A 14,994-nucleotide genomic window follows, 5' to 3' on the forward strand; every position below is an offset into this window, starting at 1 on the left:
ACGCCATGCAATCCTTCGATAATCACCGCCGCATAACTCGCCGCGACGACGCCGAAACCGATCGCGAGCCGTACGCCGCGCGATGCATTGAGGCTCTTCACCTCGATACCGCTCACCGCCCGTTCGAGTGTCATGATCGCTTGTGTCATCGTCGTTCTCCTTGAGTCCTGCGCTTAAGTCTCGCGTGTCCAATCAGCGGGGACGCGCGTTCTGAAAACGCGTCCCGTCCTGCTTACTTCACTGCGGCTTCCGCACTCGCGTCAGCCGTTTCAACCTTCTGGCCCAATGCTGCCAGCGCCGCGACAACGCCCGCGGCATACGCCGGATCAGCGCGCCGGAAGTGCTCGATCTGCACCGCGACGATCTCGTTCGGCACGCCGAAAATGTGCCGTGCGATGTTGCCGAAAAACCGCTGCTTTTGCGCGTCGTCGAAGAGGCGGAACAGATCGCCCGGCTGGCTGTAGTAATCCGTATCTTCACGATGGTCGTAACGTTCCACCGCGCCTGCAGCCAACGCCGGCTCGTTCACGCTCGGGTCCTGGGCAAAGTCGCCAAAGCGATTCGGCTCGAAGTTCACGCGGCCGCCGCTGTTGCCATCGGTACGCATGGCGCCATCGCGATGAAACGAGTTCTGCACAGCGGTCTTCGGGGCGTTCACCGGAATCTGATGGTGATTGATGCCAAGACGATACCGATGCGCATCGCCGTACGAGAACAAACGCCCTTGCAACAAGCGGTCCGGCGAGAAACCAATCCCCGGCACCACGTTCGCCGGCGTGAAGGCCGACTGCTCGACATCAGCAAAATAATTGCCTGCGTTGCGATTCAGTTCGATCGTGCCCACGTCGATCAGCGGGAAATCCTTGTGCGGCCAGACCTTGGTGATATCGAACGGATTCATGCGGTACGTCGCGGCTTCCGCTTCCGTCATCACCTGGATACGGAAATTCCACTTCGGGAAATTGCCACGATCGATGTTATCGACCAGATCGCGCTGCGCGCTTTCCCGATCGCCGCCCACGACCGCTGACGCTTCAGCGTCGGTGTAATTCTCCAGCGGCTGTTGCGACTTGAAGTGGAACTTCACATAAAAGCGCTCGTTATTCGCGTTGATAAACGAATACGTGTGTGAGCCGAAACCGTGCATCTGCCTGTAGCTTTTCGGAATGCCGCGATCGCTCATCAGGATGGTGACCTGATGCAACGACTCCGGATGCCGCGACCAGAAGTCCCACGCCGCCACGTTGCTGCGCATGTTGGTGTACGGATCGCGTTTTTGCGTGTGGATGAAATCAGGGAATTTCAGCGGATCGCGGATAAAAAACACCGGCGTGTTGTTACCGACCACGTCCCAGTTGCCTTCTTCCGTGTAGAACTTGATCGAGAAACCGCGCACGTCGCGCTCAGCGTCAGCCGCGCCGCGTTCGCCGGCAACAGTCGAAAACCGCATGAACAACGGCGTTTGCTTGCCGACTTCCGCGAATACGTTTGCCTTAGTGAAGCGGGAAATATCGTGCGTAATCTTGAGCGTACCGAACGCGCCCGACCCCTTGGCGTGCACACGGCGCTCAGGAATCACTTCGCGGTCGAAATGCGCGAGCTTTTCGAGCAGCCAGAAATCCTGCAACGCGATCGGACCACGCGGACCGGCGGTCATCGAGTTCTGGTTATCGCCGACTGGCGCGCCTGCTGCAGTGGTGAGGATGCGATTGGTCATCGATTGCTCCGTGAAATTGTCTGGGACGAAACGTTATGTCGGGGAAGTTTCAGCAGGTGCGAGCGAAACTGGCTAGCACGTCAACCACGACGCCTTTGGCTTCGCGATAAGCGGCGGTCAGTTGCGTGGCCTGGCGGGCGATGTGCGTCATGGCTTCCTCCGGTGTTGTTCTGGTGGATCGGGGTCGATCCATGGAGGTGAGAATATCAAAGACTATTCGAATATCGAATTCAATTAATTTAATCTATGCGATAGGTCGAGCAAATGTGAGGTTCACGCGGCTTGGGGAAAAGCGGGGAATGGTGCCGGAAACCGCGTCCGTTCTGGACGCGGTGCAAGCTAAATCCATCTATGTGATGGACTAGTTGACGGACTTAGTTGACGGCGGCGGGCAACTCTAGCCGCGTGACACCTGGAATATTGCAGGCAGCGATTGCGTCGCAAACAGCCTCGATAGCCGGCATCCGCGTGAAGCTCTTGCGCCACGCCAGCACGACTCGCCGATCCGGAATCGGGTCATCGAAGGGAACGTAGCTCAGCAAACCGGCATCTACGCCGCCCGCGTGCGGTTTCACCTCCATCACCGACATCCGCGGCAGCACGGTAATGCCAACGCCGCTGGCGACCATATGCCGGATGGTTTCCAGCGATGACCCTTCGAACGTCTTCTGGATTCCGTCCGCGTTCTGCGAAAAACGCATCAGTTCGGGGCACACGCCGAGCACGTGGTCGCGGAAACAATGGCCGCTACCCAGCAGCAGCATGGTTTCGAGCTTCAGGTCATCGGCATTGATCTTCGGGCGGTTTTCCCACGGATGGCCCGCCGGCATGGCGACAACAAACGGTTCATCGAATAGCGCGCGCACCATCAAGCCCGTTTCGGGAAACGGCAGCGCCATGATGGCGACATCGATTTCGCCCTGCTTCAGCAGTTCGATCAGCTTGAGCGTGTAGTTTTCCTGGAGCATCAGCGGCATCTGCGGGACGCGCTTGATCATCTGCTTGACGAGCGTGGGCAACAAATACGGCCCAATGGTGTAGATCACGCCCAAGCGCAGTGGCCCAACCAACGGGTCTTTGCCCTGCTTGGCGATTTCCTTGATGGCGAGGGTTTGTTCCAGGACGCGCTGTGCTTGGGTGACGATTTGTTCGCCGATCGGGGTAACGCTGACTTCGCTGGTGCCGCGCTCGAAAATCTGTACGTTCAGTTCGTCTTCGAGCTTTTTAATTGCTACCGACAAGGTCGGCTGACTCACGAAACACGCCTCGGCCGCACGGCCAAAATGCCGCTCGCGCGCCACCGCAACGATGTACTTCAATTCGGTTAAGGTCATTAGGGGCCAATCAGAGTCATTGAATCGATAGGATTTGACTTATACACCCGTCGGGGGGATTCGCCAACCCGCGGTGGGGTTTGGAGTTAATCAGAGGGGTTTCGTTCGCACCGGTGGACGGAATGTTTCGCGAGGTGGTCTGCTTGCTGGGTCGGTGCTGGGTCGCTGCTTTCAGCGTTAGTGGTCTGCTTGAGTTTTCTAATTTCTTTATCACTGTTAGCCACTGTGCGTGGCGGCACGTCATTTCTTTGCCCAAAGCGGCAAAGAAACGAAGCAAAGAAAACGCTTTCAAACCACGCTACCCTAAGTGTCCACAGCGTGCAGTTTTGATTCATAGGTGCCCCAAAAGCACGGTGCTCGCCAGAGCCACGGATGTGTGAAACCCTCCTTCTCCGAATACGGGTTCTGACACGCTTCGCCACCAGTGACTGAACCCGCCCAAGGGACATCCCGCGCTATCCGCGGATAACCTCCCCCCATCTGGACGTAGCTGTTCTACTTTGCCAACCCTTTGCCAACCTCGAGCGGTGCGAGCTCCGCCTTCACGCTTTCAAATATTGTTCGCGCGCGCCGAGCCACCTCGCCAAGTGGTTTGTCACCGCCTCGGGGAACTGGGCCAGCATCTGGTCCGCTGCCGCCCGCGCCGGTTCAATCAGCCAGCCATCGTTTTCCAGACTGGCAAAGCGCAGCATCGCCGCGCCCGACTGACGCGCGCCCAGGAACTCTCCCGGACCTCGAATCTCCAAATCGCGACGGGCAATTTCGAAGCCGTCAGTCGTCTCGCGCATCGTCTGCAAACGCGCGCGCGCCGTCTGCGACAACGGCCCGGCATACATCAGCACGCACACCGACGCCGCGCTGCCCCGCCCCACGCGGCCACGCAACTGGTGCAGCTGCGCCAAACCAAACCGCTCCGCATGTTCGATCACCATCAGCGACGCATTCGGTACGTCTACCCCCACCTCGATCACCGTCGTCGCGACCAGCAACTGGACCTCGGCGCGTGTGAACGCATCCATGACTGCGGCTTTTTCTGCCGGCGGCAAACGCCCATGCACTAGCCCTATGCGCAACTCCGGCAACGCGGCTACAAGCGTCTCGTACGTCTCGACCGCCGTCTGCAATTGCAACGTCTCGCTCTCTTCAATCAGCGGACACACCCAGTACACTTGCCGCCCGGTCAGCGCCGCTTCTCGAACCCGGGCAATCACCTCCTCCCGGCGGTTATCGGCGACTAGTTTGGTCAGGATCGGCGTGCGCCCCGGCGGCAATTCATCAATAGTCGATACATCCAGATCCGCGTAATACGTCATGGCGAGCGTCCGCGGAATGGGTGTGGCCGACATCATCAGTTGATGCGGCTGGAAGTTGTGCACGCCATCAGCGGCGTTATGCGCCTTGGCTCGCAACGCCAGCCGCTGTGCCACGCCAAACCGATGCTGTTCATCGACGATCACAAATCCAAGGCGCGCAAACTCCACCGCCTCCTGAATGATCGCGTGCGTGCCAATCACCAAATGCGCCGCGCCCGATGCCACCGCTTCCAGCGCCGCGCGTTTTTCTTTCGCCTTCAAACTGCCGGCGAGCCATGCCACGGTCACGCCCAGCGGTTCAAGCCACGCGCGAAGCTTGCGCGCATGCTGCTCGGCGAGAATTTCAGTCGGCGCCATCAACGCGGCCTGATAACCGGCATCAATGGCTTGCGCCGCCGCGAGCGCCGCCACAATCGTCTTGCCGCTGCCTACATCGCCCTGCAACAAACGCTGCATCGGGTGCGGCAACATGAGTTCGCCCGATATCTCGGCGCACACGCGTTCCTGCGCGCCAGTCAGCTTGAACGGCAACGTGCCGATGAACCTCGCGACCAGCGATTCGGGCACGTCCTGCAACCGCGGCATTACCGGCGCGGCGCGCGTGCGGCGCTCCTCGTGCGCGCGTTTGAGTGACAACTGCTGCGCGAGCAATTCCTCAAACTTGATGCGCGTCCACGCCGGATGCGTGCCGTCGATCAACGCGTTTTCATCGGAATCGGCGTGCGGGTGATGCAGCGTTTTCACGGCATCGAGCAACGCGGGGACGTTCAGCGGCTTTAGATGCGCGCGAGCGATTTTTTCCGGCAGCAACTCCGGCAGATGAACCCGCGACAACGCGCTGTCGATGGCCTTGCGCAAATACGCTTGCGATACCCCGGCCGTGCTCGGATACACCGGCGTCAACGCTTGCGGCAGCGGCGTGTCTTCATCCACCGGACGCACTGCCGGATGCACCATCTCCATGCCGAAAAAACCGCCGCGCACATCGCCACGCACCCGCAGGCGCACACCGATCGCCATCTGCTTGAGCTGCGAACCGTAGAAATTGAGAAAACGCAGCGTGAGTTCGTCGCCAGCGTCATCGTGGATCTTGACCAGCAACTGACGACGCGGCCGGTACGCAATCTCGTTGTCAAACACCACGCCTTCGGTCTGCGTGTTGTCGCCGGGAATCAGATGCGCGATCGGCGTGATGCTGGTTTCGTCCTCATAACGCATCGGCAAATGCAGCACGAGATCGATATCGGATTTCAGGCCGAGCTTCGCGAGTTTATCGACGGGTTTGGGCGGCGCGGCGGCGGGTTTCAGCGGCTGGACCTTGTCCGCGGCAATCTCCAGATTCGCGAGCGTTTTCGCGCCTGCCGGTCGCCCGCGCTTGCGTTTTTGAACGGGCGCGTCTGGATCACCGGCTGCATCGGGAGCGTCTTCAGCGTCGGGAGCAGCAAGCAAACGGCGGTCGGACAAGGGCATCTAATCTCTTCAAAGTACAATATCGGCTTCGTTCAGCACGGCGATGCGGTCATCATCCGCTCGCCGCGCGGCATCTACGGGTTCGTTAAAGCGCCTGAACATGCGGCCCGCGACTGTTTTTCGCTTTTTGCCATATGGAACGCAGCGGCGAAAATGACGGATTCCGGTGCATTTCAGGGCTTGAGCTACAAGCTGCCGATGGATTTCGCGAGGCCGCTATTTGAACCCGTTGCAACGGTCGATCAGACAACCGGCCCGCGAACCGCACTAACGCACTGAACCCGCGCCTACCTGCGCAGCCTTGCCAAGCGCCTGGCCAAAATAACGCGCGTTTCATCGCGCACTGACCTGCTTTCCCCATGTTCACGCTTTCCGACTTCGATTTTAATCTGCCGCCCGAGCTAATCGCGCAAACGGCGCTCACCGAGCGCAGCGCGAGCCGTTTGCTCCACGTAGATAACCACACCGCGACGGCCGCTTTTACCGATCGCCATTTCACCGAACTGCCCAGCCTGCTCGAACCTGGCGACCTGCTCGTCTTCAACGATACCAAAGTCCTGAAGGCTCGGTTCCTCGGCCAGAAGGCCAGCGGTGGCCGAATCGAGGTGCTGGTCGAGCGCCTGACTGGCGCAACCACCGCGCTTGCACAGATTCGGGCAAGCAAAACTCCGCTGCCGGGCACAAAACTCGTTCTAGCCGACGCATTCGAGGTCACGGTCGGCGAGCGCGTGGAGCCGTTCTACACGCTGCATTTCCCCGCCGATTGCCTGACGCTGATCGAACAATATGGCCGCTTGCCGTTGCCGCCTTATATAGAACACGATCCCAATTCCTTCGATGAAACCCGCTATCAGACGGTCTATGCAGCCAACCCCGGCGCGGTTGCGGCGCCCACCGCCGGCCTGCACTTCGACCCGGCGCTCTTTGCCGCGCTCGACGCACGCGGCGTGGAGCGCGCAACGCTGACGCTGCACGTGGGCGCGGGCACGTTCCAGCCGGTGCGCGTCGAGAATCTCGCGGAGCACAAGATGCATAGCGAATGGTATCGGCTGCCGCAGGAACTGGCGGACAAGATCACGGCAACCAAGGCGCGAGGGAATCGCGTGATTGCGGTCGGCACGACGTCGCTGCGGGCGCTTGAAGCGGCCGCGCGCGATGCCGCCGAAGCTGGCCGGCCGCTCGCGGAAACCAGTGCAGAGACGGATATTTTCATCACGCCGGGGTATCAATTCCGCGTGGTCGACCGGCTCGTGACGAACTTCCATTTGCCGAAATCCACGCTGATGATGCTGGTCTCCGCGTTCGCCGGCATGGACGCGATTCGCGCGGCGTACGCGCATGCGATTGACGAGCGGTATCGGTTCTTTAGCTACGGCGACGCCATGCTGCTCACGCGGCAAGCGGCGGCCTGAACGCTGTCTGCCGAGCGGGACATGCCACGTATGATCGTGGCCGCGTACAAACCCACGAACACCTTACCCAATTGCGCCAGACTGTTCTCTGGTGGCACAGGAGCATTTGAATGACCGAAGCAAGCAACACCGTCGACACAATCGACGCGCCCGCGCGCCCCGAGAACGGCCTCAAGTTCGAGTTGATCACCACCGACGGCCAGGCGCGACGCGGCCGCGTCACCTTGAACCACGGCGTAGTTGAAACGCCGATCTTCATGCCCGTCGGCACGTACGGCACGGTCAAGGCCGTCGCACCGCGCGAGCTCGAGGAAATGCACGCCCAGATCATCCTCGGCAACACATTCCACCTCTGGCTGCGCCCGGGACTGGAAACGATCGCCGCGCACGGCGGGTTGCATCGGTTCATGAACTGGCACCGCCCAATCCTCACCGACTCCGGCGGTTTCCAGGTCTTTTCACTCGGCGATCTGCGCAAGATCACCGAAGATGGCGTCACGTTCGCGTCACCTATCAATGGCGACAAGCTGTTTTTATCGCCGGAAATTTCGATGCAGATCCAGAAGGTGCTGAACTCGGACATTGTGATGCAGTTCGACGAATGCACGCCGTATGCAACCAACGACGTGCCCACGCCGCACCAGGACGCGGCCGATTCCATGCGCATGTCGATGCGCTGGGCCAAGCGTTCCGTCGATGAATTCGCCAAAGGTGAAAATCCGAACGCGCTGTTCGGCATCGTGCAAGGCGGCATGTTCGAAGATTTGCGCGACGAGTCGCTGGCGGGTCTCGCCGACATCGGTTTCCACGGCTTCGCGATCGGCGGGTTGTCCGTCGGCGAACCGAAGGAAGACATGATGCGCGTGCTGGAACACATCGGCCCGAAGCTTCCCGCCGACAAACCGCATTACCTGATGGGCGTCGGCACGCCGGAAGACCTGATCGCGGGCGTGGCATCGGGCGTCGACATGTTCGACTGCGTAATGCCGACCCGCAACGCACGCAACGGCTGGCTGTTCACGCGTTTCGGCGACGTCAAGATCCGCAACGCTGCCCACAAGAACTCGCTCAAGCCACTCGATGAAACCTGCGGCTGCTACACCTGCCGCAACTTCACACGCGGCTATTTGCACCATTTGCACCGCGTGGGCGAAATTCTCGGCTCGCAACTCAACACGATTCACAACCTGCACTACTACCTTCAGCTCATGCAGGAAATCCGCGATTCGATCGAAAATCACGCGTTTGACGCATTCGTGAAGCGGTTTAAAGAGGATCGGGCGCGCGGAATTGACTGACCGGATGGCTAACGTGCAGCCATGAATCTGCAATCAGCCCAAGAAACATTACAATTGCTTTACGCGACGCTTTAACAGCTTGATCACAAAGCGCATTCCGCGCTTGGCTAGCGTAGCCCGGTGATAGAATAGCGGGCTAATTTTCTGATCGTTATAACGGAGAGACCAACGTGGATTTTATTTCAAAAGCATTCGGCGGCGGCGCTGATGGCGCGCAGTCGAGCATCATGAGTTTTTTGCCGCTCATTTTGATGTTTGCAGTGCTGTATTTCATCATGATCCGACCGCAAATGAAGCGTCAGAAGGAACATCGCAATATGCTGTCCGCGATGGCGAAGGGCGATGAAGTGGTCACGAACGGCGGTATCGTCGGTAAGGTCACGAAGGTGACGGACGCGTACGTTGGTGTCGAAATTTCGGAAGGTACGGAAATTACCATCCAGAAGGCTGCTGTCACGACTATCCTCCCGAAAGGCACGATCAAGTCGCTCTAAGGCCAACTTTCTCGCGTCCGGCGCGGCCAGCGTGGCCCAGCCTCAGTGGCGTGGCCCCCGTGGCCAACAGCCCGCGCTCATCGCCGGACGCATCGCTTACCCCTCCTCGCCAACTCTGCCGTTCGGCCATTCCCCATGAATCGCTACCCACTTTGGAAATATGCCGTGATGCTGGTGGCGCTAGTCATCGGCCTCGTCTATACACTGCCCAATTTTTTCGGCGAAGCGCCGGCGGTGCAGGTATCGAGCGGCAAGGCAACGGTCAAGCTGGATTCAACGACGCTTGCCAACATCGAAAACGCGCTGGCGGCCGACAAGGTGACGCCGGATGAAGTGACGTTCGACAATTCGTCGCTGAACGCCAACATTCGCGTGCGCCTGAAAGACACGGACACCCAGTTGCGCGTGAAGGACCTGTTGCAGAAAACGCTCAACAGTGATCCGACCGATCCGCAATACATCGTCGCGCTGAATCTGCAGGCCGCTTCGCCGCGCTGGCTGACCGCGTTGCACGCGCTGCCCATGTACCTCGGCCTCGATTTGCGCGGCGGCGTCCACTTCCTGTTGCAAGTGGACATGGCGGGTGCGCTGAACAAGAAGCTCGACTCGAACGCCGCGGACGCCCGCGCGCTGTTACGCGATAAAAACATCCGCGATGGCGGTGTGAATCGTGTGAATCAGTCAGTCGTGGTCAACTTTGCCGACCAGTCAGCAGCCGATGCCGCGCGCACCACGCTGTCGAATGGCCTGGGCGAATTGCAATGGGCGACACGTCAGGGTGGCGATGGTTATCAAGTCGTCGGTACGTTCACGCCGGCGGCGCAAAAGCTGGCGGAAGACAGCGCGCTCAAGCAGAACATTGTCACGCTGCATAACCGGGTGAACGAACTCGGCGTGTCGGAACCCGTGATCCAGCAGCAAGGCGCAGACCGCATCGTGGTCGAATTGCCCGGCGTGCAGGATACGGCGAAGGCGAAGGACATCATTGGCCGCACGGCAACGCTGGAAGCACGGCTCGCCGACCCGACCAACACGCATCCCGGCCCGAACGACCCGGTTCCTCCTGGCGACGAACTTTTCACGCAGGGCAATAACGGCCCGACGCTCGTGAGAAAGCAGGTGATTTTCACGGGTGACCGGATCATCGACGCATCGTCGGGCTTCGACGAACACCAGCGTCCGTCGGTGAATATTCGCTTGGACGCCGCCGGCGGCCGTGCGGTAAGCAGCGTGTCGCGCGACAACATCGGCAAGCCGATGGCCATGATCCTGTTCGAGAAGGGCAAGGGCGAAGTGCTGACGGTCGCGACCATCCAGTCCGAACTCGGCGACCGCTTCCAGATCACCGGCCAGCCTTCGCCGCAAGCCGCCGCCGACCTGGCCCTGCTGTTGCGCGCCGGTTCGCTCGCAGCGCCCATGGACATTATCGAAGAACGTACGATCGGCCCGAGCCTTGGCGCCGACAACATTCGCAAGGGCTTCGATTCCGTGCAATACGGTTTCGCCGCGATCGCCGTCTTCATGATCGCGTACTACATGCTGTTCGGCCTGATCTCCATGTTGTCGCTGTCGGTGAACCTGTTGCTGCTGATCGCCATTCTCTCGATGCTGCAAGCCACGCTGACGCTGCCGGGTATTGCCGCTATTGCACTGGCGCTCGGTATGGCGATCGACGCGAACGTGCTGATCAACGAGCGGATTCGCGAGGAACTGCGTAACGGCGCGCCGCCGCAGCTCGCTATCCAGAACGGTTTCGCGCACGCATGGGCCACGATTGTCGACTCGAACGTGACCACGCTTATCGCAGGTCTGGCGCTGCTGGCGTTCGGCTCAGGTCCCGTGCGCGGCTTCGCGGTCGTGCACGTTATCGGCATCCTGACGTCAATGTTCTCGGCCGTGTTCTTCTCGCGCGGCCTCGTGAACCTCTGGTACGGCGGCAAGAAAAAGTTGCAGTCGCTCGCAATCGGTCAGGTCTGGCGTCCGGCAGGCAGTGACACCGCTGCGGCCACCGCCGCTTACCTGGCGAACGAGCGTGGCGATGACTCCGCGGTCGATCAAGTCGTCATGCCCGCTAACCGCCCCAAAGCACCGGTTCCGGCCCGTTCGCAAAAGCAGGCCGCGCCGCCCGCGCGCACCGGCAAGCCCGTTGTGCGTCGTCGCTCGGGTCCTGGCATTGAACCGAAAAAACCCGGCTCGTCCAACTGAGTCCCGGAGAATAAATCATGGAATTCTTTCGTATTCGCCGCGACTTACCGCTGATGCAGCGCGCGTTGATCTTCAACGCGATCTCGCTCATCACCTTCCTCGCGGCTGTATTTTTCCTCGTGCATCGTGGGCTGCATCTGTCGGTGGAATTCACCGGCGGGACCGTGGTGGAAGTGCAATATCCGCAAGCGGTCCCGCTTGAACCGGTACGCGGCACGTTGGGCGCGCTCGGTTATCCCGATGCGCAAGTGCAGAACTTCGGCACGTCACGTGATGTACTGATTCGTCTGCCGTTGAAGCAGGGTTTGACGTCGGCGCAGCAGAGCGATCAGGTGATGGCGGCGTTGAAGAATCAGGACGCGCAGGTGCAGTTGCAGCGGGTTGAATTCGTCGGCCCGCAGGTCGGTAAAGAGCTGGTGACCAACGGGCTGCTTGCGCTGGCGTGCGTGGTGATCGGTATCGTGATCTACCTGTCGTTCCGGTTCGAGTGGAAATATGCGGTAGCCGGCGTGATCGCCAACTTGCACGACGTGGTGATCATTCTCGGTTTCTTCGCGTTTTTCCAGTGGGAGTTTTCGCTCTCCGTGCTGGCGGCCATTCTCGCGGTGCTGGGGTATTCGGTGAACGAGTCTGTCGTTATCTTCGACCGGATTCGTGAGACCTTCCGCAAGCAGCGCAAGATGACGGTGATCGAGGTGATCAACCACGCTATCACGAGCACGATGTCGCGAACCATCATCACCCACGGTTGTACGGAAATGATGGTGCTGTCCATGTTCCTGTTCGGCGGGGCGACACTGCATTACTTCGCGCTGGCGCTGACGGTCGGTATCTTGTTCGGTATCTATTCGTCGGTGTTTGTCGCGGCTGCGCTCGCCATGTGGCTGGGCGTGAAGCGCGAAGACCTGGTGAAAGACAAGAAGCCGAAATACGATCCTACCGATCCAAATGCAGGTGCAGAGGTTTGATCGCAGGCTTCAAGATGTGAGGTTTAAACGCTGACATTCAGGGTTTGAAAGTATGAAAGGCCGATTCTCGCGAATCGGCCTTTTTTGCTTTTGGGGCGGAAATTGCAACATTTCGTGGATGGTGGGGTCATTGCGCATCCCATCGCATGCGCGCCGCGAATTAATGCCTTAACTCCGTACATTGTATGTACAATCGTAAATACAGATGATCGCATGCAATTCGAATGGGACGAAGCGAAAAATCGAAGCAACATCCGCAAGCACGGCATCGACTTCACTGACGCGGTCGAAATTTTCAAGCATACGGTGTTGACCGCGGCCGACGGCAGGGAAGACTTTGGAGAGGATCGCTGGATTGCACTCGGATGGATGCAGTTAATAGTCGCTGTGGTGGTCTATGTCGAGCGTAGCGGTGACACCGTTCGGATCATCTCGGCGCGCAAAGCAACGCGGCCCGAAACCAAGCGCTTCGGACACGCGTTTGTACATTGAACCGTTTTATTGAACCGCTCTACTGCCGCCTCGCGGCAACAAGGGTAGGAGCACACATCATGAGCAAAGCCACGAAGACGGATTGGAAACGCCTGGAAACCATGCCGGATTCCAGTATCGACACCAGCGAAATGCCCGAACTGGGCGACGACTTCTTCCAGCGCGCCGAACTTCATTCGCCGCCCAAGCAAGCGGTGACCATGCGTCTGGACGCTGACGTCCTGGCCTGGTTCAAGGAACAAGGCCAGGGGTATCAAACGCGGATCAACAAACTTCTGCGCGCCTACATGCTGGCGCAGCAGAAGCAGCACTCATAGACCACGGGGCAGTTACCGGCGAATACGTGCGCGCAGCACCGTCACTTGAATCCCAGCCGCTTGCGGGCCGCCATCAACGCGACCAGGCTTACCACTGCGGCAAAGATCAAATAGAAGCTGGGCGCGGCCTTCGATCCGGTCGATGCAATCAGCCACGTGATGATGAACGGCCCGAATCCGCCGAACACCGTCACCGCAATGTTATAAGCCAGCGACATTCCGGTCGTGCGCGTGGCAACCGGAAACATCTCGGATAACAACCCCGGCAACGCCGCGAAATACCCGGTCATCAACACGCCGAGCACGGCTTGAACGACCAGCAGCGTGCCGAAGGTCGGATGCCCGACCAGCCACGTGAACAGCGGATAGATCAACACGAGCAGCAACACCGCCGAGATCAGCATGACGCGCGTGCGGCCGTGGGTATCGGAGAAATGACCTACAAAGGGTGAGAGCACCATCTGGATTGCGCCCGTGAGCAGGATGGCCGCGAAAGCCACCGATGGCGCGAGTCCCAACTGCCGGATCGCATACGTCGGCATGAAGAGCACGAGGTACGTCGCCACCGTGCCCAGCACCACCGTTCCAATGGCGATCAGCAAGCGTTCCTTGTTCAACGCGAAGGTGTCGCGCAAAGGCGTGGTGGTGGGAACGGCCGCGAGGAATTCCGGCGTTTCGTCGAGGCGCGTGCGGATGTAGTACGCCACCGGACCGATCAGCAAGCCGAAGATGAACGGCACACGCCAGCCCCATGAACTCATCTGTTCGGGCGACAGGTTGCCGGTCAGCACCACGCCAAATATCGCCGCGAGAAGCGTGGTCAAGCCTTGGCTTGCGACCTGCCAGCTTGCGAAGAAACCGCGTCGGCCGGGAACATGCTCGGCCAGGAACGCCGTCGCGCTGCCAAACTCGCCGCCGGCCGAAAAGCCTTGCATCAGGCGCGCGAGTACCAGGATCAACGGCGCTGCAACCCCGATAGATGAGTAAGTGGGCAATACGGCAATGATGAACGTGCCCATCATCATTAACAGGATGGACAGCGTGAGCGCGGCCTTGCGCCCTGCCCGGTCGGCATACGCACCGAGCACGATGGCGCCAAGCGGCCGCATGAAAAACGATACGCCGAACGTGCCGAGTGTCAGCAGAATGGACACCGAGTCGTTACCCGACGGGAAAAACAACTTCGAGATAACGACCGCGAAGAACCCGTAGACCACGAGGTCGAACCATTCGAGCGCGTTGCCTATGGACGCGGCCACCACCGCGCGCCACGCGGCGGGGCGGCTGATCGGTACTGCTGCGGGCGTACTGCTCATGCATTTCTCCAATTCGTGTGTCGGCCAGAGTTGGCGCTTCAGCGCTTACTCTGGTCCCATGAAAGATGGTCCTGTTCCTGTCGGTACGACTGGCTGTCGGCCAAAGTGCAAACGCTGCCGACTGTGCCACACCGAAATCAGGATCGAAATGCTCGCAATACCGGGGGCGAAAAAAAACCGCTTCGGTCAGAAGCGGTTTTCTTATCTGGCGGGAAAGAACCAGCGGGAAAGAACGTCTGGCTTACTGGCGAATGCCTTCAGCTTGAATATGCAGCGTCGTCTTCATCTTGAAGCCGTACGCCTTGCCATAGTCCACGCCGAAGTCGCCGCGATCGAACGTCGCCGTCGATTCCGTGCCGCACACTTCCTTCTTCATCATCGGGTTCGTGAAGCACTTGAACGATTCGATCTTCAGGTTCAGCGGCTTCGTAACACCATGCAGCGTCAACTCGCCGATCACTTCAACCGGCACATCGCCCTTGAACTTTATCGACGTACCCTTGTAGGTCGCCGTCGGGAACTTGTCGGCGTCGAAGAATTGCGCGCTCTTCAGTTCGCCATTCAGCTTGTCATTGCCAATATCAATCGACGTCATGTCGATAGTCGCATCCAGCGTGCCCTTCTTCGCCGCACGATCAAGCGTCACCGTGCCGCTGCT

General features: G+C 59.6%; 12 protein-coding genes. 7 read left to right on the forward strand and 5 right to left on the reverse strand.

What is annotated here, in order from left to right; translation table 11 throughout:
- Positions 1–232 precede the first annotated feature (232 nt).
- The 3 genes from GSQ93_RS22325 to recG form a co-directional block, all read right to left on the reverse strand.
- Positions 233–1,717 (reverse strand): catalase, encoded by a 1,485-nt coding sequence (locus GSQ93_RS22325; RefSeq protein WP_158937815.1) that lies wholly within the window; start codon positions 1,715–1,717, stop codon positions 233–235.
- 374 nt (positions 1,718–2,091) lie between these two features.
- A complete protein-coding gene (locus GSQ93_RS22330; RefSeq protein ID WP_089166258.1) occupies positions 2,092–3,051 on the reverse strand; it encodes a hydrogen peroxide-inducible genes activator in 960 nt (319 codons plus the stop codon).
- Between the two features lie 542 nt (positions 3,052–3,593).
- Positions 3,594–5,834, reverse strand: coding sequence for an ATP-dependent DNA helicase RecG (gene recG / locus GSQ93_RS22335; RefSeq protein WP_158937816.1), 2,241 nt, complete (start codon positions 5,832–5,834; stop codon positions 3,594–3,596).
- 359 nt (positions 5,835–6,193) lie between these two features.
- On the opposite strand from recG, the gene queA reads away from it, so the two are divergent.
- The 7 genes from queA (at position 6,194) to GSQ93_RS22370 (ending at position 13,020) form a co-directional block, all read left to right on the forward strand.
- Positions 6,194–7,246, forward strand: a complete 1,053-nt coding sequence (queA, locus tag GSQ93_RS22340; protein ID WP_158937817.1) for a tRNA preQ1(34) S-adenosylmethionine ribosyltransferase-isomerase QueA — start codon at positions 6,194–6,196, stop codon at positions 7,244–7,246.
- A 110-nt stretch (positions 7,247–7,356) separates the two neighbouring features.
- Complete coding sequence (gene tgt / locus GSQ93_RS22345) at positions 7,357–8,544, forward strand: tRNA guanosine(34) transglycosylase Tgt (RefSeq protein ID WP_158937818.1); 1,188 nt, start codon at positions 7,357–7,359, stop codon at positions 8,542–8,544.
- Positions 8,545–8,771: 227 nt separating this feature from the next.
- Entirely contained in the window at positions 8,772–9,038 is a 267-nt protein-coding gene (gene yajC, locus GSQ93_RS22350) for a preprotein translocase subunit YajC (protein WP_231937357.1), read from the forward strand.
- 135 nt (positions 9,039–9,173) lie between these two features.
- Positions 9,174–11,243, forward strand: a complete 2,070-nt coding sequence (gene secD / locus GSQ93_RS22355; protein ID WP_158937819.1) for a protein translocase subunit SecD — start codon at positions 9,174–9,176, stop codon at positions 11,241–11,243.
- A 17-nt stretch (positions 11,244–11,260) separates the two neighbouring features.
- Positions 11,261–12,211 carry a protein translocase subunit SecF gene (gene secF, locus GSQ93_RS22360; protein WP_158937820.1) on the forward strand — a complete coding sequence of 317 codons (951 nt, stop codon included), beginning with the start codon at positions 11,261–11,263 and terminating at the stop codon, positions 12,209–12,211.
- Between the two features lie 213 nt (positions 12,212–12,424).
- Complete coding sequence (locus GSQ93_RS22365) at positions 12,425–12,703, forward strand: BrnT family toxin (RefSeq protein ID WP_158937821.1); 279 nt, start codon at positions 12,425–12,427, stop codon at positions 12,701–12,703.
- 59 nt (positions 12,704–12,762) lie between these two features.
- A complete protein-coding gene (locus tag GSQ93_RS22370; protein ID WP_158937822.1) occupies positions 12,763–13,020 on the forward strand; it encodes a BrnA antitoxin family protein in 258 nt (85 codons plus the stop codon).
- A 41-nt stretch (positions 13,021–13,061) separates the two neighbouring features.
- On the opposite strand, the gene GSQ93_RS22375 is transcribed toward GSQ93_RS22370, so the two are convergent.
- Together GSQ93_RS22375 and GSQ93_RS22380 are read right to left on the reverse strand one after the other, a co-directional pair.
- A complete protein-coding gene (locus GSQ93_RS22375; RefSeq protein WP_158937823.1) occupies positions 13,062–14,336 on the reverse strand; it encodes an MFS transporter in 1,275 nt (424 codons plus the stop codon).
- Positions 14,337–14,577: 241 nt separating this feature from the next.
- Positions 14,578–14,994 (reverse strand): YceI family protein (locus GSQ93_RS22380; protein WP_158937824.1); only part of this gene is annotated, 417 nt, incomplete at its 5' end.

It is taken from the genome of Burkholderia sp. S171 (genome assembly GCF_009766085.1).
Taxonomy (GTDB): domain Bacteria; phylum Pseudomonadota; class Gammaproteobacteria; order Burkholderiales; family Burkholderiaceae; genus Caballeronia.

Coding starts and splice junctions, on each gene's coding strand:
- GSQ93_RS22365 (WP_158937821.1), top strand. CDS start 12,425: ATGCAATTCGAATGGGACGAAGCGAAAAATCGAAGCAACATCCGCAAG.
- queA (WP_158937817.1), top strand. CDS start 6,194: ATGTTCACGCTTTCCGACTTCGATTTTAATCTGCCGCCCGAGCTAATC.
- yajC (WP_231937357.1), top strand. CDS start 8,772: ATGAGTTTTTTGCCGCTCATTTTGATGTTTGCAGTGCTGTATTTCATC.
- GSQ93_RS22330 (WP_089166258.1), bottom strand. CDS start 3,051: ATGACCTTAACCGAATTGAAGTACATCGTTGCGGTGGCGCGCGAGCGG.
- GSQ93_RS22375 (WP_158937823.1), bottom strand. CDS start 14,336: ATGAGCAGTACGCCCGCAGCAGTACCGATCAGCCGCCCCGCCGCGTGG.
- GSQ93_RS22370 (WP_158937822.1), top strand. CDS start 12,763: ATGAGCAAAGCCACGAAGACGGATTGGAAACGCCTGGAAACCATGCCG.
- recG (WP_158937816.1), bottom strand. CDS start 5,834: ATGCCCTTGTCCGACCGCCGTTTGCTTGCTGCTCCCGACGCTGAAGAC.
- secD (WP_158937819.1), top strand. CDS start 9,174: ATGAATCGCTACCCACTTTGGAAATATGCCGTGATGCTGGTGGCGCTA.
- GSQ93_RS22325 (WP_158937815.1), bottom strand. CDS start 1,717: ATGACCAATCGCATCCTCACCACTGCAGCAGGCGCGCCAGTCGGCGAT.
- secF (WP_158937820.1), top strand. CDS start 11,261: ATGGAATTCTTTCGTATTCGCCGCGACTTACCGCTGATGCAGCGCGCG.
- tgt (WP_158937818.1), top strand. CDS start 7,357: ATGACCGAAGCAAGCAACACCGTCGACACAATCGACGCGCCCGCGCGC.